The 19,070-nt window shown below is 37.6% G+C and carries 17 protein-coding genes; 14 read left to right on the top strand and 3 right to left on the bottom strand.

The genetic code is table 11. From position 1 onward, the window contains the following. Window positions 1-156 precede the first annotated feature (156 nt). The 3 genes from J4Q03_RS18790 to J4Q03_RS18780 all read right to left on the bottom strand — a co-directional run bounded on the left by J4Q03_RS18790 (window position 157) and on the right by J4Q03_RS18780 (window position 3,270). On the bottom strand, window positions 157-1,824 hold the full coding sequence (locus J4Q03_RS18790; RefSeq protein ID WP_223560202.1) for a ribonucleoside-diphosphate reductase subunit alpha: 1,668 nt from the start codon (window positions 1,822-1,824) through the stop codon (window positions 157-159). A 48-nt stretch (window positions 1,825-1,872) separates the two neighbouring features. Further along, on the bottom strand, window positions 1,873-2,160 hold the full coding sequence (locus J4Q03_RS18785) for a hypothetical protein (RefSeq protein ID WP_426049646.1): 288 nt from the start codon (window positions 2,158-2,160) through the stop codon (window positions 1,873-1,875). A 135-nt stretch (window positions 2,161-2,295) separates the two neighbouring features. Next, on the bottom strand, window positions 2,296-3,270 hold the full coding sequence (locus J4Q03_RS18780) for a ribonucleotide-diphosphate reductase subunit beta (RefSeq protein ID WP_426049645.1): 975 nt from the start codon (window positions 3,268-3,270) through the stop codon (window positions 2,296-2,298). A 425-nt stretch (window positions 3,271-3,695) separates the two neighbouring features. Here J4Q03_RS18780 and J4Q03_RS18775 point away from each other — a divergent pair, with 425 nt between their 5' ends. The 14 genes from J4Q03_RS18775 to J4Q03_RS18710 all read left to right on the top strand — a co-directional run bounded on the left by J4Q03_RS18775 (window position 3,696) and on the right by J4Q03_RS18710 (window position 19,033). After that, entirely contained in the window at window positions 3,696-4,385 is a 690-nt protein-coding gene (locus tag J4Q03_RS18775) for an ABC transporter ATP-binding protein (RefSeq protein ID WP_034704703.1), read from the top strand. 101 nt (window positions 4,386-4,486) lie between these two features. Further along, window positions 4,487-5,716, top strand: a complete 1,230-nt coding sequence (locus tag J4Q03_RS18770) for an ABC transporter permease (protein ID WP_426049644.1) — start codon at window positions 4,487-4,489, stop codon at window positions 5,714-5,716. A 117-nt stretch (window positions 5,717-5,833) separates the two neighbouring features. Continuing rightward, window positions 5,834-7,105 carry an ABC transporter permease gene (locus tag J4Q03_RS18765; protein WP_426049643.1) on the top strand — a complete coding sequence of 424 codons (1,272 nt, stop codon included), beginning with the start codon at window positions 5,834-5,836 and terminating at the stop codon, window positions 7,103-7,105. Between the two features lie 109 nt (window positions 7,106-7,214). After that, on the top strand, window positions 7,215-8,408 hold the full coding sequence (locus J4Q03_RS18760) for an efflux RND transporter periplasmic adaptor subunit (protein WP_426049642.1): 1,194 nt from the start codon (window positions 7,215-7,217) through the stop codon (window positions 8,406-8,408). A gap of 142 nt (window positions 8,409-8,550) precedes the next feature. Next, window positions 8,551-10,074 carry a glycosyltransferase family 39 protein gene (locus J4Q03_RS18755; protein WP_426049641.1) on the top strand — a complete coding sequence of 508 codons (1,524 nt, stop codon included), beginning with the start codon at window positions 8,551-8,553 and terminating at the stop codon, window positions 10,072-10,074. 324 nt (window positions 10,075-10,398) lie between these two features. Continuing rightward, window positions 10,399-11,298, top strand: a complete 900-nt coding sequence (locus tag J4Q03_RS18750) for an NAD(P)/FAD-dependent oxidoreductase (protein ID WP_426049640.1) — start codon at window positions 10,399-10,401, stop codon at window positions 11,296-11,298. Window positions 11,299-11,408: 110 nt separating this feature from the next. Then, window positions 11,409-11,735: an ArsR/SmtB family transcription factor gene (locus J4Q03_RS18745; protein WP_426049639.1), complete on the top strand. Its 327-nt coding sequence runs from the start codon at window positions 11,409-11,411 to the stop codon at window positions 11,733-11,735. Between the two features lie 56 nt (window positions 11,736-11,791). After that, window positions 11,792-12,265 carry a DUF6428 family protein gene (locus J4Q03_RS18740; RefSeq protein WP_426049638.1) on the top strand — a complete coding sequence of 158 codons (474 nt, stop codon included), beginning with the start codon at window positions 11,792-11,794 and terminating at the stop codon, window positions 12,263-12,265. A 22-nt stretch (window positions 12,266-12,287) separates the two neighbouring features. Beyond that, window positions 12,288-12,899, top strand: a complete 612-nt coding sequence (locus J4Q03_RS18735) for a protein-tyrosine-phosphatase (protein WP_426049637.1) — start codon at window positions 12,288-12,290, stop codon at window positions 12,897-12,899. 2 nt (window positions 12,900-12,901) lie between these two features. Next, window positions 12,902-13,936 carry an ACR3 family arsenite efflux transporter gene (gene arsB, locus J4Q03_RS18730; RefSeq protein ID WP_426049636.1) on the top strand — a complete coding sequence of 345 codons (1,035 nt, stop codon included), beginning with the start codon at window positions 12,902-12,904 and terminating at the stop codon, window positions 13,934-13,936. A 131-nt stretch (window positions 13,937-14,067) separates the two neighbouring features. Continuing rightward, on the top strand, window positions 14,068-15,333 hold the full coding sequence (gene glyA / locus J4Q03_RS18725; RefSeq protein WP_426049635.1) for a serine hydroxymethyltransferase: 1,266 nt from the start codon (window positions 14,068-14,070) through the stop codon (window positions 15,331-15,333). A gap of 60 nt (window positions 15,334-15,393) precedes the next feature. Further along, on the top strand, window positions 15,394-15,858 hold the full coding sequence (locus J4Q03_RS18720; protein WP_426049634.1) for a regulatory protein RecX: 465 nt from the start codon (window positions 15,394-15,396) through the stop codon (window positions 15,856-15,858). Between the two features lie 44 nt (window positions 15,859-15,902). Next, complete coding sequence (locus tag J4Q03_RS18715) at window positions 15,903-16,991, top strand: aminotransferase class I/II-fold pyridoxal phosphate-dependent enzyme (RefSeq protein ID WP_426049648.1); 1,089 nt, start codon at window positions 15,903-15,905, stop codon at window positions 16,989-16,991. 113 nt (window positions 16,992-17,104) lie between these two features. After that, window positions 17,105-19,033 (top strand): polysaccharide biosynthesis protein, encoded by a 1,929-nt coding sequence (locus J4Q03_RS18710; protein ID WP_426049633.1) that lies wholly within the window; start codon window positions 17,105-17,107, stop codon window positions 19,031-19,033. The last annotated feature ends 37 nt before the right edge of the window (window positions 19,034-19,070 follow it).

Raw genomic sequence — 19,070 nt, 5'->3', positions numbered from 1 at the left:
CCTGCTTTTTACTAAAATATCAAAAAAATTCCTGAAAAAACAAATAACGGAAATCTAAACCTGAAAAATTGTAGATCGCAAACTTTGAGACACAAAAAAAGACTGCCCCTTTTGAGACAGCCTCTTTGATAGTATGGAATGTTGCTGTTTAAAATATTATGCTTCACAAGCGGAACAGGTCACAAAATTGACCATCATTTCTTTAGAAACAGAAGAACTTCTTTGATAATAAAGAGTTTTTACACCTTTTTTCCATGCCTCGATATAAAGGTAATTGACATCTTTTACAGGCATTGTAGATGGAATCTGTAAGTTCAGAGACTGTGCCTGGTCAATATACTGCTGTCTTTGAGCAGCCTGAGAGATAATTTCCATCGGAGAGATCTCTTTGAATGTTTTGAATACTGCTTTCTCCTCGTCAGTAAGCTCTTTCAGGTGCTGTACAGAACCATGGTTCAGCATGATTGTTCTCCAGGTTTCCTCATTATCAAGACCTTTTTCTTCCAGTAATTTTGCTAAATATTTGTTCTTACGCATAAAGTTTCCTTTGGCAAGACCGGCTTTATAATAGTTGGATGCAAACGGCTCAATTCCGGGAGAAGTCTGTCCTAAAATTGCAGAACTTGAAGTGGTAGGAGCAATAGCCATTGTCGTGGTATTCCTCAAACCGTACCCTTTTAACAGTTCCGGTTCACCGTAGATATTGGCTAATTCTCTTGAAGCAGTTTCTGCCTGTTCTTTGATATGTTTGAATGCTCTCGCATTGAACTGAGTCGCTTCAAAACTTTCAAACGGGATCATATTTTTCTGTAAATAAGAATGGTATCCTAAAACTCCCAATCCAAGTGCTCTGTGACGTAAGGCAAAGTTTCTGGCTCCCTGAAGATAGTAGTTTCCTTCTGTTTTTTCGATGAATTCAGTTAAAACTGCATCCAGGAAGTAAACAGCTAATTTTACAGCATCAGTATCTTTCCACTCGTCATACAATTCCAGGTTCATGGAAGATAAACAGCAGATGAAAGATTCTTCTCTTGTAGAAGGAAGCATGATCTCAGAGCAAAGGTTACTTGCATTGACAGGCATTCCCAGGTCTTTATACACCTGAGGTTTGTTTCTGTTAACATTATCGGTGAAGAAAATATACGGAAGACCTTTCTGCTGACGGCTTTCAAGAACCCTTGCCCAGATTTTACGCTTATCCATATCCCCATCGATCATATCCTGCATCCAGTAATCGGGAACACAGATCCCTGTAAACAGGTTCTGAATCGGGCTTCCGATATCTTTGATTGATAAGAATTCTTCAATGTCACCGTGGTCAATATCCAGATAAGCAGCAAAAGCGCCTCTTCTTACGCCTCCCTGGGAAACCACATCCATGGCAGTATCGAATAATTTCATGAACGAAACCGCTCCTGAAGATTTTCCGTTATCCGTTACGGCAGTTCCTCTGTTTCTAAGCTCTCCGAAATAACCTGAAGTTCCGCCTCCGATCTTCGTCTGCATAATAACTTCACCCATTTTGTGGGTAATTCCTTCAATACTGTCCGGAATGTGAACATTGAAACAAGAAATAGGAAGACCTCTCTGTGTTCCCATATTTGCCCAGACAGGAGATGAGAAACTGATCCATCCTTTGGTGATCATTTCTTTGAAAGCGGGCTGTAGTTCCGGTTTATATAATTTTTTTGCAGCTGCAGTAGTAATCCTGTCGATGGCTCCGTCCACAGTTTCCCCTTTTAACAGATATCCTCTGTTCAGCATTTGCTCAGACTCCTCGTTGAGCCACCATATATTTGAATTTTGTTCTTCCATAGATGTTATATTTTCGAATTCCGGAGCAGTGTTTATGCTCCGGAATTTTGTTGTTTTTTATATTGATTGTAATATTTCCACTTTGTGCGTCCCGTTCAGTCCGCTTTCATCTCTTAATCTTTGAAACTCCTTAAAAGAAGGGGTATTCAAAACCTCATGCTGAACTTCTTCATTGATGTAGTTTGAATAATGTAAAAAGGTAACCCCGTCTTCTTTTACATACACCTTATATTCAAATGTCTCCTGATCAAGATTTTTGAAATCATCCAGAAACTTTTGAATATGGGATTTGTTTTCTGAAACGTATTCAGGCTTTACGGTATAGGTTACGATTACATTGATCATTTTTATGCTTTGAATGAGATTTTGTCATTCCGGGGAATGAAGAAACTTTTTTTGAGTAAAATGCTTTGATAGGTTCAGTTTGATATTGTTATACTATCTGCTTTGCCGCTCGCTTCGCTCGCGTCATATTATTCCTTAAAACAAATCGTTCGCCGTAATACTCTTATCGTGTTTTGTATAATCTACCGGTCTTTTGGCAAAGAAATCATCCATAGAATTTGCGAAAACCTCTTCTTCAAACCACTTCATTGGACGGTACTGCTCGGGAGAAACATTGTAACGGGTTTCCATATTAATTTTCTTTAAGCTGTCGTCCACACGGTATTTCATGAAGTTCAGAAGATCTTCTTTTGAGAAAACGCTTAATTCTCCCAATTCAAAGATCCAGTCAAGGATTTCACTTTCCAGCTCAATAGACTGATCTACCAATGTGTAGATGTCTTCGATGTCAGAATCTGTCAATAGTTCAGGTTGCTCCTCACGGATCTTATTGATTAAATAAATTCCACCGTTTGCGTGAATTTGCTCATCAATAGAAGTCCATGCAATGATATTAGAAACATTTTTCATGAAACCTTTAAATCTTGTGAAAGAAAGGATAATGGCAAACTGGGAAAAAAGCGAAACATTTTCAATCAGGATACTGAACAGCAAAAGAGAAGATACATATTCTTTCGGAGTTGTAGAATTGGCATGTTTCAGAACGTTTGATAAAAAGTCGATTCTCTTTTTGATAGCGGGAATTTCTACTACGCTTGTGAATTCTTCGTTGTATCCTAATACCTCCAATAAACGGGAATAGGCTTCAGAATGACGGAATTCGCATTCTGCAAAAGTAGCTCCAAGACCATTCAGTTCAGGTTTTGGCATGTGATGGTATAGGTTTCCCCAGAATGTCTTTACAGACACCTCGATCTGTGCAATGGCTAAAAGTGCATTTTTCACAGCATGTTTTTCGTGCGGCTCTAACTGCGAATGAAAATCCTGAACATCTGCAGTAAAATCCACTTCCGAATGCACCCAGAACGATTTGTTGATCGCCTCTACAAACTGAAGAACCTCAGGGTATTCAAATGGCTTGTAACTTACTCTTTTATCGAAAATTCCCATATTAAAATAGCTTTAAAATTAAATAATCTGCATCACTGTGGATAACATTGAAGTAATGCTTAACTTCTTGTATGTTTGGTATTTACATGAAAAACATATTCACATTTATAAGTGTAGGTTTCTTGTAAAGAACTAATGACAAAGTTCGAAAAAAAGAACTGATTTTGAAAGGGGTAAATACTAATTGGCTGAGTTTTAACTGTAAAAGTTTTCCACATTTACATGAAACCACCACTGATAATGGCTTACAAGGGGTTAGCAGTAAAAAATAAATGAAAAATTAAAGTTACAGTTAAACACTTTTTTGTAAGCTATTATAAATAAAGGTTAAACGAGTTAAACAATAAAATATTTGAATAAATTCTTGTTCTTGTAACAAATTGAAAATAACATCTACTTATTGGGTATAAAACAAGCATCACTTCATGTTAGTAATTCAGGATTTACATAAGTCATACGATACGGGGAAAAGCAAACTGCACGTTCTTAAGGGGATTAATCTTAATATTTCCGAAGGCGAGTTTGTTTCGATTATGGGTAGTTCCGGCTCCGGAAAATCTACGCTTCTTAATATCATTGGTATTCTGGATGAAAAAGATTCAGGAACCTATGAGCTGGATAATGTTCCGATTGAGCATCTGTCTGAAGTAAAAGCTGCGGAGTACAGGAGTAAATTCCTGGGTTTTATTTTTCAGTCTTTCAACCTGATCAGCTATAAAACAGCGCTGGAAAATGTAGCACTTCCTTTATATTACCAAAACGTTCCGAGAAAGGAGCGTAATCAGAAAGCACTGGAATATCTGGAAAAGGTAGGTCTTGCACAATGGGCAGGCCACCTTCCCAACGAGCTTTCCGGGGGACAGAAACAGAGGGTAGCCATTGCAAGAGCGCTAATCACAGATCCTAAAGTAGTGCTCGCCGATGAGCCAACCGGAGCACTGGATTCAAAAACGACGCACGATATTATGAAACTTCTTCAGGACATCAATAATGAAGGAAGAACGATCATCGTTGTGACCCACGAACCGGATGTAGCCGCACAGACGAAAAGAAATGTGATACTGAAAGACGGCATCATAGAAAGTGATGAGTTTATCAAGCAGATTGTTTTATAGACTGTATTGATTTGAATTTGATAATAAGATAATTTGAAAATTTAGAGACTATTTTTTAATCTTTACTCTTAAATTTTCAATCTTTAAAATACCAATAAAAAATGTTTGACCTAGATCGTTGGCAGGAAATATTCAGTTCCATTCGCAGTAATGTATTGCGGACGGTGCTTTCGGGGTTTACAGTGGCTTTGGGGCTGTTTATTTTTGTTGTTCTTTTCGGAATAGGAAAGGGGCTTCAGAATGCTTTTACCGAAGGTTTTGCAAGAGATGCACAGAATCTTATTACGATCTATACCGGCAAAACTACGCTGGCTTATAAAGGTCTCCAGTCTGACAGGACTGTGACGATGGATAATGAAGATTATGATTTCTTGATCAATACAGATAAAGAGAAAGTAGGTGATGCCAGCCCAAGATACACGACAAGCTTAATGGTAAAGTATGGCAAAGAAAGCGGTACGTACCAGATCAACGGGGCGGAACCGGGAGAAAAGATAATTGAGAACAGAAAGATGCTGGACGGACGCTATCTTTCACCTATGGACCTTGCAAGAAAGCAGAATGTAGCGGTGATCGGAAGAATGGTGCAGCGTGACCTGATCAAGAACGGAAGCCCGATAGGAAAAGACCTGAATATCAACGGAACCATGTTCAAAGTGGTAGGGGTGTTTTCCGATGACGGAGGAGATTGGGATGAAAGGCATATTACCGTTCCTATCACCACCCTTCAGCAGATGAAAAAGGGTTCCGATACCGTGTCTACCGCATATATTGCTTATAACGAAAAGCTTACCCCTCAGGAAGCCATTAAATATGGTGATGAGCTGAAAGATCGGTTGAAAGCGAGAAAAAATGTTGCTCCCGACGATGAAAACGGAGTCCGTGTCTGGAATAATGCCCAGAATATGAACGAGACGTTCCAGTTTATGGCAGTGCTTACCATTATTGTAGGTTTTATCGGACTGGGAACATTGCTGGCAGGAATTATCGGGATCAGTAATATCATGGTGTATATCGTGAAAGAAAGAACCAAAGAGATTGGTGTCCGTAAAGCTATTGGAGCCAAACCGAAAAGTATTGTCGCTCTTATTGTACAGGAAAGTGTCGTGATCACGGTAGTTTCAGGAATTATTGGAGTTGCGGTGGGTGTATTGGCACTGAGTTTAATAGGAGACAGTCTTGAAGAATATTTTATTAAAAGCCCAAGTGTAGGATGGGGAACAATCTTCATGGCATTTATAGCTTTGGTATGTTCAGGGCTTATTGCAGGATTCGTTCCGGCATACAGAGCTTCCAGGATCAAACCGATAGAAGCGCTGAGAACTGAATAATGATGTACTTATGATAATTTATAAAGGTGATGATAAAATAGGTTTATCGGTTCTATCACCCATTATTTATCAATTATCGTTTATCAATTGTATAGTATAAACTTATAACTCAAAGAAGTGAACATTTTATTTAAAAAAGATACTTGGCAGGAAATTTATTATTCATTGAGGAATAATAAGCTTCGAACGTTCCTTACCATGATTGGTGTAGGCTGGGGAATGTTTTTGTATGTGAGTCTTCTTGGAGCGGCAAAAGGGATGGAAAATGGTTTCGATAAGCTATTCTCCGGATTTGCAACCAATTCCATTTTTCTGTGGGCTCAGAAAACCTCCATTCCATATGAAGGATTTCCGAAAGGAAGGGAAGTTCACCTCCAATTATCAGATATGGATATGCTGAAAAGAAAAGTTACTGCCATAGATTATATCTCTCCCCAAAATGCCAGAGGAAGCTTTACCGGAACGCCCGGCGAGTCCATGTCGAGAAACGGTAAAAACGGCACTTATTCTCTTACGGGAGATTACGCGGTGGGAAATAAAATTTCTGAGAAAAAACTTATTTTCGGACGTTACCTTAATGATGCTGATGTTGTTGGAAATAAGAATGTTGTGGTGATTGGAGAAGAGATCTACAAGAACTTCTTTGATGCCAAGAAAAAAGAGAATCCGGTTGGGAAGCAGGTAAATATAAAAGGTATATTCTTTAATGTGATCGGTGTTTTCAGAGTAAAAAAAGGAGGTGGTTTTGAAAATGACCGGACTGCTTTTATTCCCCTCTCAACCTATACAAAAATGTATAATGCCGGGGAACAGATTGATATGTTTGCTATTGTAAGTAAACCCAATGCAGACGTTAATGGAGTAGAGGAAGGTGTAAAACAGGTGCTGAAGACCAAAAATAAAGTATCCCCCGAAGATACCAACGCTTTTGGAAGCTTCAACTTAGGTAAAGAATTTAAAAAACTGACAGGTTTCCTTACAGGGATGCAGCTTTTAACGATTATTGTAGGAACACTGACGATTCTTGCAGGAGTTATTGCCATCTCGAATATTCTTCTGATCACGGTAAAAGAAAGAACCAAAGAAATCGGGATACGGAGAGCTTTAGGAGCGAAACCGGCTGAAGTAAGAAACCAGATCCTTCTGGAAAGTGTTGTCATTACACTCTCTTCGGGAATTCTCGGATTTATGTTTGGGATATTTGTCCTCATCATTTTAAATGCAGTCACCCAGAATCAGGATGAATTTCCATTCTATAATCCGACTGTAAATTATGCAAACGTATTTGGTGCCATGGCTGTAATGGTAATTCTTGGCCTTATTATCGGGATGATTCCGGCACAGCGTGCAGTAAAGATCCGCCCGATTGAAGCCCTGAGATCAGAGTAGTAATATGTTAATTTGAAAATAAAATAATTTGAAAAATAATGACGGACTTTAATGTTAAATTCTTTCAATTAATTTTTCTCCTTTTAAACGTAAAAAATAAACTAGATATATGAAAAAGAAATTCACTTGGAAAAAAGCCATTTATATTGTACTCGGGCTTTTATTTGCAGTGGCATTGTTCTTCGGGATCGGGTATCTCGTGAAATCAAATTCTAAAGAAAGTGAAGCTTTCCTGACCAGAAAACCAAAGTACCAGGACATGGAGGACAAAGTCATGGCGACAGGAAAAATCATTCCGAAAGAAGAGATCGAGATCAAGCCGAATATTGCAGGAATCATTGATAAAATTCTGGTAGATGAAGGAGATAAAGTAGCGGCGGGACAGCTGATTGCTACAGTGAGAATCATCCCCAATATTGCTGATGTAAACAATGCTCAGCAGGAAGTGGTGAACTCTCAGCTGCAGATCAGCAATGCTAAAATGAATGTAGATAATATGCAGAAGCAATATTCTATGCAGGAAAAACTGTACAAGCAAGGCGTTATTTCCAAGCAGGAGTACCTAAACTCGCAGCAGCAACTGTTTTCACAGCAGCAGGCCCTTAGAAATGCCAATCAGCAGCTGGCTACAGCTCAGAAAAGACTGCAGATCGTAAAAACGGGAGCTACTCCGGAGCTTCAGGGTCTTGCAACCACGCAGATCCGTTCCAAAGCAGCAGGTACTGTTCTTGAAGTTCCTGTAAAAGTAGGAAGCCAGGTGATCGAGGCCAACTCATTCAATGCCGGGACAACGATATGTTCCATTGCAGACCTTAATTCTTTGATCTTCCAGGGGGAGATTGATGAAGCTCAGGCAGGAAAGCTGAAGCAGGGAATGGATATGAAAATCGTGATCGGTGCCCTTCAGAACAAAACATTCCCGGGAAAACTGACCATGATCGCACCTAAAGGAAAAGATAACCTCGGAACCATAAAATTCCCGGTAGAAGGGGATGTGAACAACCCTAACAACGAATACATCAGAGCAGGATTTTCTGCCAACGGTGAAATCGTTTTGAAATCTGAAAAAAATGCATTGCTATTGGATGAATCACTTATTCAGTACGAAAAGAAAAACGGGAAAGACACTCCTTTTGTAGAAGTGAAGCAGCCGGATGGTAAATTCAAAAAAGTATATGTAAAATTAGGGGCCAGCGACGGTATTAATGTGCAGATTCTTTCAGGGCTTACCAAAGACTCTGAAGTGAAAGTATGGAACCCTTCCGATAAAGACAAAGAAGAGCTTAAAGAAAAGAAAAAATAGTAAACAACACTATTATATTTAAACTGTATGATCCTGGGAACTTTTTCTCAGGATTTTTATTTTTAATGGGGCTGAACTGATGTAATGGATATTTTTAATAAATTGTCTTAAAAGAAACAATAATCATACAAACCTAATAACTATGAAGAAAAGCTATTTGATTCTCTTTTTCTTTATCCTTGTAAAATTCATCCTCCAGTATTCCCTGATCAGCTCTGAGTATGAGCTACACAGAGATGAATACCTGCATCTGGATCAGGGAAGCCACCTGGCCTGGGGATACCTTTCCATTCCTCCTGTGAATTCATGGCTGGCCTGGTTGATTAAAATACTTGGAGGATCCGTATTTTGGGTGAAATTTTTCCCGGCATTCTTCGGAGCAATGACCATCGTTGTTGTATGGAAAATTATTGAAGAGCTTCAGGGTAGTTTATACGCCAAAATTCTGGCTTCAACAGGGATTCTGCTTTCAGTACTTCTCCGCATCAATATGCTTTTTCAGCCTACTTCCCTGGAGATATTGCTTTGGACCCTTATCTATTATGTCCTGATACTGTATTTTAATTCTGAAAAAGTAAAATGGCTTTACATTGCTGCCGTAATCTTTGGAATAGGCTTTTTGAATAAATATAATATTGTCTTTTCTGTGTTGGGGATTCTTCCTGCCATTCTATTGACGAAACAAAGGAAAATCTTTGCTCAGCCTCATCTTTACGGAGCGGGACTGGTCGCTTTATTAATTGTATTTCCTAATCTTTTGTGGCAGTACCATTATGATTTTCCCGTGGTTCATCATATGAAAGAGCTTACTGAAAGACAGTTGGTCCACGTTGACAGGCTTGATTTCTTTACATCTCAGCTCCTTTTCTTCATAGGTTCATTATTGGTCATCATTGCCGGATTTTATGCTCTGCTTTTTTATAAACCGTTTGAAAAGTTCAGATCCTTCTTTTGGATGTATGTAATCACCATTGCCTTATTTTTGTTTTTCAGGGCCAAAGATTATTATGCGGTCGGGCTTTATCCCGTTTTCATAGCATTCGGATCTGTTTTTCTGGCCCATACATTTGAAAAAGGCTGGAAAAAGTTTTTAAAACCTTTTTTTATCCTGCTTCCTGTATTGCTGTTTTTACCTTTATATACTCTTGCTTTTCCCAATAAAAGCCCGGAATATATCATCAGTCATCCTGAGAAATATAAAAAGATGGGACTGCTCCGGTGGGAAGATGGTAAAGATCATGCGTTACCTCAGGATTTTGCAGATATGCAGGGATGGAAAGAACTCGCTCAAAAAGTTGATGCAGAGTATTCCCGGCTTTCAGAAAGTGGCAGAACTTTGGTTCTTTGTGATAATTATGGACAGGCAGGAGCCGTTAATTATTATACCCGGAAAGGAATCAGAGCAGTTTCCTTCAATGCGGATTATATTAATTGGTTTGATCTCAGTGAAAAATATGAGAACCTGATCCGGGTAAAGGAATTTTCCAAAGAAGATGATGAATTAGAAGAAACAGGCCCTTATTTCGAAAGCTCCAAAGCTGCAGATTCCATTGTCAATAAATTTGCCCGTGAAAAAGGAACCACCATCTTTAGTTTTAAAGGAGCAAAAGTTGATATTAACCAAAAAATAAGGGAGGAGATCAAGGAAGTGAAGCATGGATATTAGCACTTAGTAGTAATGGCACAACCCTGAAAGTGAAGCATTTTCTAGTTTGACCGTCATGGAATAAACCTATGAAAACACGATATAAAATTTTAAAACTCTTCAAAAATAATTGATTCGCGGATCATATTCAATAATAAATATATTGACTGACAGCTGATTTTAAATTTAATAAGTTTAAAATCAGCTTTTTTCTTTTATAAATCTTCAGTATTATGACAAAATATTAATGCAACAATATTGCATTAATGAAATTTTATTTTAACTTTGTAATGGAAAAGCGAAAAGCTAAGATGAAATAAACTGGCAACCATATTATTTAGCAAAATGAAAAATTTCGAGGTTATTATCATAGGAGGAAGCTATGCAGGATTATCAGCAGGAATGTCTTTAGGAAGATCATTAAGAAACACCCTGATCATCGATAACGGGAAACCATGCAACAGGCAGACACCCCACTCCCATAACTTTATAACGCATGACGGAAAAGCACCAAAAGAAATTGCTGATCTTGCCCGCAAACAGGTCGAAGCATATGATACGGTGAAATTTCATGAAGGCTCCGTCATAAAATTGAGAAAAACAGATAAAGGATTTGAAATAGAAACTTCTGCTGGCGAAAAGTTCTATGCTAAAAAGCTGATCCTGGCATCGGGAGTGAAGGATATCATGCCGGATATTCCCGGATTTGCAGAATGTTGGGGAATTTCAGTCCTGCACTGTCCTTACTGTCACGGTTATGAAGTGAGAAATCAGGTGACCGGAATCTTTTCAGATGGTGATATGGGCTATGAGTTTTCAAAACTGGTGTATAACCTCACAAAAGATCTTTTTCTGTTCAGTAATGGCGAATCGGTTCTTTCTAAAGATCAGAAAAGCAAACTGGCTCAGAATAATATCAATCTTGTTGAAGACGAAATTGAAAAACTAGAGCACGAAAACGGAAACATCCGGAAGATCATCTTTAAAAGCGGAAAAGAAATCTCTCTGAAAGCACTGTATGCTAAAATACCTTTTCAGCAAAATATCGACGCTTCCGGAGACCTAGGCTGTGAGCTTACCGAACATGGTTTTATCAAAATTGATTCTATGCATAAAACCAATATTCCCGGTGTTTTTGCATGCGGTGATAATGTGACCATGATGAGGTCTGTAGCCAATGCTGTTGCTCAGGGAAATTTCACGGGAGCTATTGTCAATAAAGAGCTTGCAGAAGAAAGTTTTTAATTATATATTATAAATTGGTGCGGTCCCTGCGGAAATTTCTGCAGGGATTTTTACTTTAAAATTTTGTGGCTAAAATATATTATCGTAATATTGCGATATAAATAAATGTCATGGGGGCTACAAAAACAGATTTCTTTACAGATGAGCAGAATAAGATTGCGGTGATTGCAAAAGCTTTGGGACATCCGGCAAGAATTGCCATCATTGAATATCTTCTGAAAGTCAATGAATGCATCTGCGGCGATATCGTCAATGAATTACCTCTTGCACAGCCTACGGTCTCACAACATCTGAAAGAATTAAAGAATGCAGGCCTGATCAAAGGAAATATTGAGGGCAATTCCGTATGCTACTGTATTGATGAAAAAGCTTTTGAAATTTTAAGTGCTTTCTTCTCAAATATTATTTCCACTGTTAAAAAGCAGAATTGCTGCTAAAATTTTTTTGAATTTAATCATCGTAATATTGCATTATAACAATTAAATATTGAATCATGAAATTATCAGACATTAAAAACATTTTACCGGGATTGGAAAATGTAGAATTCCAGCTGGAAGACGGAAGATTGGTACCGGAACACTTCCACGTTACTGAGATAGGGATGGTTACCAAAAACTTCATCGACTGTGGCGGAACCATCAGGAAAGAAGAACGTGTAAATTTTCAGCTCTGGAATGCAGAAGATTATGAACACCGTCTTAAGCCCGGAAAACTGCTGCATATCATCAGCCTGTCCGAAGAGAAGCTGGGAATCGGAGATTTTGAAATTGAAGTGGAATATCAGGATCAGACCATTGGGAAATATGATCTGGAATTTAATGGTAAAAACTTTGTCCTAAGAAATAAACTGACAGCCTGTCTGGCAGCAGATGCCTGTGGAATTCCTCAGGAAAAGCAAAAAATAAGCTTGAGTGAGTTAAAAGTACATCAGGATTCAGGCTGTACACCAGGTTCAGGCTGTTGCTAAATTTAACCTTATAATGACTGGAATGAATCCTAAACTGACAAAATATATAGGCGAAGTTCTTTCTCTGAAGATCAGTGAAGAAAGAAAAGCTGTGCTGCAGCCATTAATAGATTTTATAGAGCAGAAAAAAAGAAATCAGGAATCAATATCTATTAACTTTATATGTACCCATAATTCCCGGAGAAGCCATCTTGCACAGATCTGGGCTCAAACTGCATCTGCCTATTTTAAAATCTCTAATGTAAACTGCTATTCCGGAGGTACGGAAACAACGGCTTTGTTTCCTAAAGTTGTCGAAACATTAACAGAAGCTGGCTTTCATATTTGGAAATTAAGCGAAAGCGAAAACCCTGTATATGCTGTTAAGTATTCTGAAAATGCTTTACCTGTTATCGGATTTTCTAAAAAATATGATGATAGTTTTAATCCAGATACAGGTTTTGCTGCGATTATGACCTGCTCACAGGCAGATGAAGGATGTCCCTTCATTTCAGGTGCCGAGAAACGTATTCCTGTTACATTTGAAGATCCGAAAGTTTCAGATGGTACTCCTGAACAAAGCAGAATATACAGAGAAAGAAGTCTGCAGATCGGTGCCGAAATGTTGTATGTCTTTTCCAGAATAAATCATTAAAAATGAAGACCAAATTAAAATTTCTTGACCGGTATTTAACACTCTGGATTTTTCTGGCGATGATCATCGGAGTAAGTTTGGGATATTTTTTTCCTGGCATTTCTGTAATCACCAATTCATTTTCTTCAGGGACCACCAATATCCCTTTAGCTGTCGGATTAATCCTGATGATGTATCCACCTCTGGCGAAAGTAGATTATAGCCTATTGCCACAAGTGCTCCGGGATAAAAAAGTAATATCCGTTTCATTATTGTTAAACTGGGTCGTAGGACCTGTTTTAATGTTTGTTTTAGCGGTTATTTTTCTTAAGAATGAACCGGATTTTATGATCGGGCTGATCCTTATAGGCCTGGCAAGATGCATTGCCATGGTTATTGTCTGGAATGACCTGGCAAAAGGAAACCGGGAATATGCAGCTTTGCTGATTGCTTTAAATAGTATTTTCCAAATTTTATCCTATAGTTTTTTGGTCTGGCTGTTTATTAATATTCTTCCACAAAAATTAGGATTGGGTAATTTTAATGTGTCTGTACCTATCCGGGATGTAACGGAAAGCGTTTTAATTTATCTGGGAATTCCTTTTTTAGCAGGTTTTCTAAGCCGTTATTTTCTTACGAAACTCAAAGGAAAAGAATGGTACATCCAAAAATTCATTCCTGCCATCTCACCTGTTACTTTATATGCCTTGTTATTTACAATTGTCTTAATGTTTAGTTTAAAAGGAGATAAAATATTGGAACTGCCTATGGATGTTGTGAAAATTGCAATCCCGCTGATCATTTATTTTGTATTGATGTTTTTTATTAGTTTCTCAATAAATAAATGGCTCAAAGTTCCTTATGATAAAAATGTCTCCATTGCTTTTACAGCGACAGGAAATAATTTTGAATTGGCTATTGCAGTAAGTATTGCTGTTTTCGGGATTCATTCAGCACAGGCTTTCGTAGGCGTTATCGGCCCTTTGGTAGAAGTTCCCGTACTGATCTTATTGGTGAAGGCCAGTTTATATTTAAAAAGAAACTATACACTGAAGTAAAAAGTCACAAATGAAGCCCGGATTAATACACGATACCTGAAATTTTATTCCGAAATCAGACTTTGGGATAAAGAAATCTTACAGGAAATTCCGTACATTTGGGGTGAAAAATTTCAAAAACTAAAAGTAAAATGGACATTATTTTCGACCTGATTGAAAAAGAGAGACAAAGACAATCCCATGGATTAGAGCTTATTGCATCAGAAAACTTTGTTTCTGAGAACGTAATGAAAGCAATGGGAAGTGTACTGACCAACAAATATGCTGAAGGATATCCCGGAAAAAGATATTACGGAGGTTGTGAAGTAGTAGATGAGGTTGAAACATTAGCCATCAACAGAGCAAAAGAACTTTTCGGTGTTGACTATGTTAACGTGCAGCCGCATTCAGGATCTCAGGCTAATGCTGCCGTTTATCTTGCAGTTTTGAAAGCGGGGGACAAAATTATGGGAATGGACCTTTCAATGGGAGGGCATCTTACCCATGGTTCAGGTGTTAATTTCTCAGGAATTCAATATCAGGTGGTTTCTTATGGTGTTCAGAAAGAAACAGGACTTATCGATTACGATCAGATGAGAGAGGTTGCTTTAAGAGAAAGACCGAAAATGCTTATCGCAGGTTTCTCAGCCTATTCAAGGGATCTTGATTATGCTAAATTCAGAGAGGTTGCGGATGAAATAGGGGCTACACTTTGGGCAGATATTGCTCACCCGGCTGGTTTAGTGGCAAAAGGACTATTGAATTCTCCATTCGAGCACTGCCATGTTGTGACGACTACTACCCACAAAACTTTAAGAGGTCCAAGAGGCGGAATGATCATGATGGGTAAAGACTTTGAAAATACATATGGTCACAAAACACCGAAAGGAGAAACAAAAATGATGAGCCAGGTATTGGACGGAGCTGTTTTTCCTGGGATTCAGGGCGGACCGCTGGAACATGTTATTGCCGGTAAAGCAGTTGCTTTCGGTGAAGCATTAGATGGTCAGTTCGAGACCTATGCCAAGCAGGTTAAAGCCAATGCACAGGCATTGTCAAAAGCAATGACGGACAGAGGTTTCGATATCGTAAGTGGTGGTACAGACAACCATTTAATGCTGGTAGATCTTAGAAATAAGAATGTAAATGGTAAAGAAACAGAAAAGGCATTAGTGCTTGCAGATATTACATGTAACAAAAATATGGTTCCTTTTGATGACAAATCGCCGTTTACGACTTCCGGTATCAGACTGGGAACAGCAGCGATCACGACAAGAGGTCTTAAAGAAAATGATATGGATACTATTGCAGGACTAATTTCTGAGGTGGTTGACAATATCAAAAATGAAGAAGTTATCACTTCGGTAAGAAAGAAAGTAAATGAACTGATGGAAGGCAGAGCTCTGTTCAACTATTAATTTGATTTAAAACATTATAATAAAGAATGGGCACCCTGTCCATTCTTTTTCATATCTATTATGGAGAAGAAATCTTTCACCTTTGATGAAATAAAACTGAAACTGGTCAATTATTGCGTCTATCAGGACCGTTGCCATGCGGAGGTTGAGCAAAAAATGAGAGAATTTCTGCTGATTGATGAAGCAAAAGATGAAATTATCCTGTACCTTCTGAAAGAGAATTATCTCAACGAAGAAAGGTTCACACGCAGCTATATCAGAGGGAAATTTTATATCAAGCACTGGGGCAGAAATAAGATCAGAATGCATCTTAAGCAGAAACAGATCTCAGAAAAGCTTATCAACAAGTGCTTTGATGAAATAGACGAAGATGATTATGAAAAAATGATCAGAAAAATCTTCGCAGATTACTATTCCCGACAAAAAGGAATGCAGGAATATCAGAAAAAATCTAAAACAATAAAATATTTAATGAGCAGAGGCTTTGAATATGAAAAAATAAATGATACTTTTGACGAAACATAAATAGATAATTGAAAAAAGAAAAAATTTGGCTCTCACCTCCTCATATGGGAGGCAATGAGCTTGAATATATACACAACGCATTTGATACCAACTGGATTTCCCAATACGGCTCCAATATAATTGAATTTGAAAAGAGTCTGGAAAATTATTTAGGCAACGATTCGCATGTCACTGCCTTGTCTTCCGGTACTGCAGCTATTCATCTGGCACTAAGATTACTCAATGTAGAGGAGGGAGATTTTGTGATCTGCCAGTCTTTTACTTTTGTAGCCTCCGCCAATCCCATTCTTTATCTCAAAGCTGTTCCTGTATTCGTAGATAGCGAAAGCCAGACCTGGAATATGTGCCCGAATGCTCTGGAAGATGCCGTGAAATATTGCATACAACAGGGAAAAAAGCCTAAAGCTATTATTGCAGTATCCTTATACGGAATGCCTTTTATGGCGGAAGAAATACTCCAAATCTCAAAAAAATATGAAATTCCTATTGTTGAAGATAGTGCTGAAGCACTGGGCAGTACATACAAAGGGCAGCCGTGCGGAACTTTTGGAGACCTTTCCGTTATAAGCTTTAATGGTAATAAAATTATTACAACCGGCGGCGGTGGAATTTTAATCTCAAGAAATGCCCATTTCAAAAGCAGAGCATTGATCCTTGCAACACAAGCTAAAGACAATGCAGAATTTTACAGTCACTCTGAACTAGGATATAATTACAGAATGGATAATATCGCGGCAGGGATGGGAAGAGGACAGATGGAAATACTGGACGAAAAAGTCAGACAAAAGAGAAAAAATCATGATTTTTATCAAGAGCTGGTGAAAAATAATGAAAATATTGAACTGTTTTCTGCTCCTAATAATGACTTTTTTTCAAACTACTGGCTTAATACCGTTATTTTAAAAGATGAATTTTCGAAAGAAAAGCTGAGAGAAATATTTTCACAGAATGATATAGAAACCAGATATCTATGGAAACCCATGCATCTACAACCTCTGTATAAAAAGTGTGAGTTTTTTGGAAATAATTTATCTGGTACACTTTTTGACGCAGGACTTTGCTTGCCGTCAGGGACCAATTTAACGGATGACTGCAGATCGAGGATTTCCGAAGTAATTCAAAATAAAATTTAATAAATTTATTTTTCTTCAATGATAGATAGGATTTTATTTTAATTTTGTATCACCAAGAAACGAATATTAATAAAGTAGGTTTACCCATTTAAATATGAACATAAATACAGGCAATGTACAGCTCTCTTAGAAAAAAAATATTTGGAGGTGATAATGTTGTCAATCTCTCAGACGTAAGATATCTTCCCAGATGGATAATACTTGTAATAGATATTATTATTCTGGTAATGTCTTTATTCCTTTCTACTTATACTATTGAAAAGATTACTCAAAAAGAGTTTATTTATCATGAAGATAAAAGTATTGTTTTTGCTTTTATTATTTTGATAAATACAATTTTTATGTATTTCTTCAAAACCTATGCAGGAATTATAAGGCATTCTACATTTATTGACCTTTTCAAACTGTTGATTTCCTGTTTCTGCACTATGACTGTGGTAGGGTTGGTCAATCTTATCTATTTCTGGTCTACAGGCGGAAAGTTTATCCTGACACCATTTCTGATACTGTACTTTATCATTTCTTTTATGGGACTGTTTCTCTTCAGACTGTATGTGAAAGAGTTTTTCCACATCGTCAGAGAATACAGAAGGAGTACCCTTAAGAAAAGAATTCTGGTACTTGGTATTGATGAACAGTCTATTGCTATAGCACGTGCTATTTTGGATAACCCAAGTTTGCCTTATCAGGTGGTAGGTTTTCTTACTCAAAGAACAGATTCCAAAAGAGCTTCTTTATTAGGGAAACCTATCTATGAAAAAAGCAAAATTGAAGAATCTACAAAAGAGGATCTTATTATTGACGGAGTCATTATTGTAAAAGAAATGATGTCTAAAGATGAAATGAATTCATGGGTTAATTTATTTTTAGAGAAAGACTTAAATATATTCAAGGCTCCATCTGTACAAAAATTAAGAGACAGTGATCTGGGAGGAGCAATCAGGAATCTTCAGATCGAAGATTTGCTTAACAGGAGACCAATAAAGATAGAAAGCGAAGAAGTCCGAAGCAGACACTTTAATAAAAATATATTGGTCACAGGTGGTGCAGGGTCTATCGGAAGCGAAATCGTAAGACAGGTAGCGCAGTTCAATCCCTCATTGATTGTTGTTCTGGATCAGGCTGAAACGCCACTGTATGATATTGAGCTTGAAATGAAGGAGAAATTTCCTCATATCAGATTTAAATTTGTTCTGGCTGATGTTTCCAATATACATAGAGTTGAACCTGTATTTCAAACCTATAACTTTTCAATGGTGTACCATGCGGCTGCTTATAAGCATGTTCCACTGGTTGAGGAAAATCCTAATGAGGCTATCCGTGTCAATGTTTTAGGATCAAAAAATATTGCCGTTTTATCAAGCCGTTATAAAGTCAACAGGTTTGTAATGATTTCTACAGATAAAGCTGTAAACCCTACCAATGTAATGGGTGCTTCTAAAAGAGCTGCCGAATTATTTGTTCAGTCTTTACAGCATGTGGAAGGAAATACCACAAAATTTATTACCACAAGATTTGGAAATGTATTAGGATCCAACGGTTCTGTTATTCCACATTTTAAAAGACAGATTGAAGCTGGTGGTCCGGTGACGATTACCCATCCGGATATTGTAAGATACTTTATGACCATTCCGGAAGCCTGTGAGTTGGTACTTCATGCAGGAACAATGGGAAAAGGAGGTGAAATATTTGTATTTGATATGGGAGAACCTGTAAAAATACTTGACCTTGCGAGAAGAATGATTAAGTTATCAGGTTTTGAACCGAATATTGATATAAAAATAATATATACAGGTCTCAGACCGGGTGAAAAACTTTATGAGGAATTGTTAAGTGATAATGCCAAAACACTTCCTACCCATAATGAAAAAATTATGATTTCTAAAGATCCCGCGATGGAATTCTTAGAAATAGAGAGCCTGATTATTCTGATTACAGATGCTTCCGTAATGGAGGACAAGGTAAGTGTAGTGAAGCTTTTAAAAACAATTGTTCCAGAGTTTAAGAGTAATAATTCTGTGTATGAACAATTAGATAAATAAGTAAATTATAAATGTATATTTGTACAATTTTAAAAAT

Source organism: Chryseobacterium sp. NFX27 (genome assembly GCF_049887855.1).
Classification (GTDB): domain Bacteria; phylum Bacteroidota; class Bacteroidia; order Flavobacteriales; family Weeksellaceae; genus Chryseobacterium.
Note: the sequence above shows the minus strand (reverse complement) of the source record. Positions and strands in the feature narration are given on the sequence as shown.

Bases quoted from the DNA above. Each gene is read 5' to 3' on its own strand.
- J4Q03_RS18710 (WP_426049633.1), top strand. From the start codon at position 17,105: ATGTACAGCTCTCTTAGAAAAAAAATATTTGGAGGTGATAATGTTGTC.
- glyA (WP_426049635.1), top strand. From the start codon at position 14,068: ATGGACATTATTTTCGACCTGATTGAAAAAGAGAGACAAAGACAATCC.
- J4Q03_RS18740 (WP_426049638.1), top strand. From the start codon at position 11,792: ATGAAATTATCAGACATTAAAAACATTTTACCGGGATTGGAAAATGTA.
- J4Q03_RS18715 (WP_426049648.1), top strand. From the start codon at position 15,903: ATGGGAGGCAATGAGCTTGAATATATACACAACGCATTTGATACCAAC.
- J4Q03_RS18755 (WP_426049641.1), top strand. From the start codon at position 8,551: ATGAAGAAAAGCTATTTGATTCTCTTTTTCTTTATCCTTGTAAAATTC.
- J4Q03_RS18745 (WP_426049639.1), top strand. From the start codon at position 11,409: ATGGGGGCTACAAAAACAGATTTCTTTACAGATGAGCAGAATAAGATT.
- J4Q03_RS18760 (WP_426049642.1), top strand. From the start codon at position 7,215: ATGAAAAAGAAATTCACTTGGAAAAAAGCCATTTATATTGTACTCGGG.
- J4Q03_RS18780 (WP_426049645.1), bottom strand. From the start codon at position 3,270: ATGGGAATTTTCGATAAAAGAGTAAGTTACAAGCCATTTGAATACCCT.
- arsB (WP_426049636.1), top strand. From the start codon at position 12,902: ATGAAGACCAAATTAAAATTTCTTGACCGGTATTTAACACTCTGGATT.
- J4Q03_RS18750 (WP_426049640.1), top strand. From the start codon at position 10,399: ATGAAAAATTTCGAGGTTATTATCATAGGAGGAAGCTATGCAGGATTA.
- J4Q03_RS18720 (WP_426049634.1), top strand. From the start codon at position 15,394: ATGGAGAAGAAATCTTTCACCTTTGATGAAATAAAACTGAAACTGGTC.
- J4Q03_RS18785 (WP_426049646.1), bottom strand. From the start codon at position 2,160: ATGATCAATGTAATCGTAACCTATACCGTAAAGCCTGAATACGTTTCA.
- J4Q03_RS18735 (WP_426049637.1), top strand. From the start codon at position 12,288: ATGAATCCTAAACTGACAAAATATATAGGCGAAGTTCTTTCTCTGAAG.
- J4Q03_RS18775 (WP_034704703.1), top strand. From the start codon at position 3,696: ATGTTAGTAATTCAGGATTTACATAAGTCATACGATACGGGGAAAAGC.
- J4Q03_RS18770 (WP_426049644.1), top strand. From the start codon at position 4,487: ATGTTTGACCTAGATCGTTGGCAGGAAATATTCAGTTCCATTCGCAGT.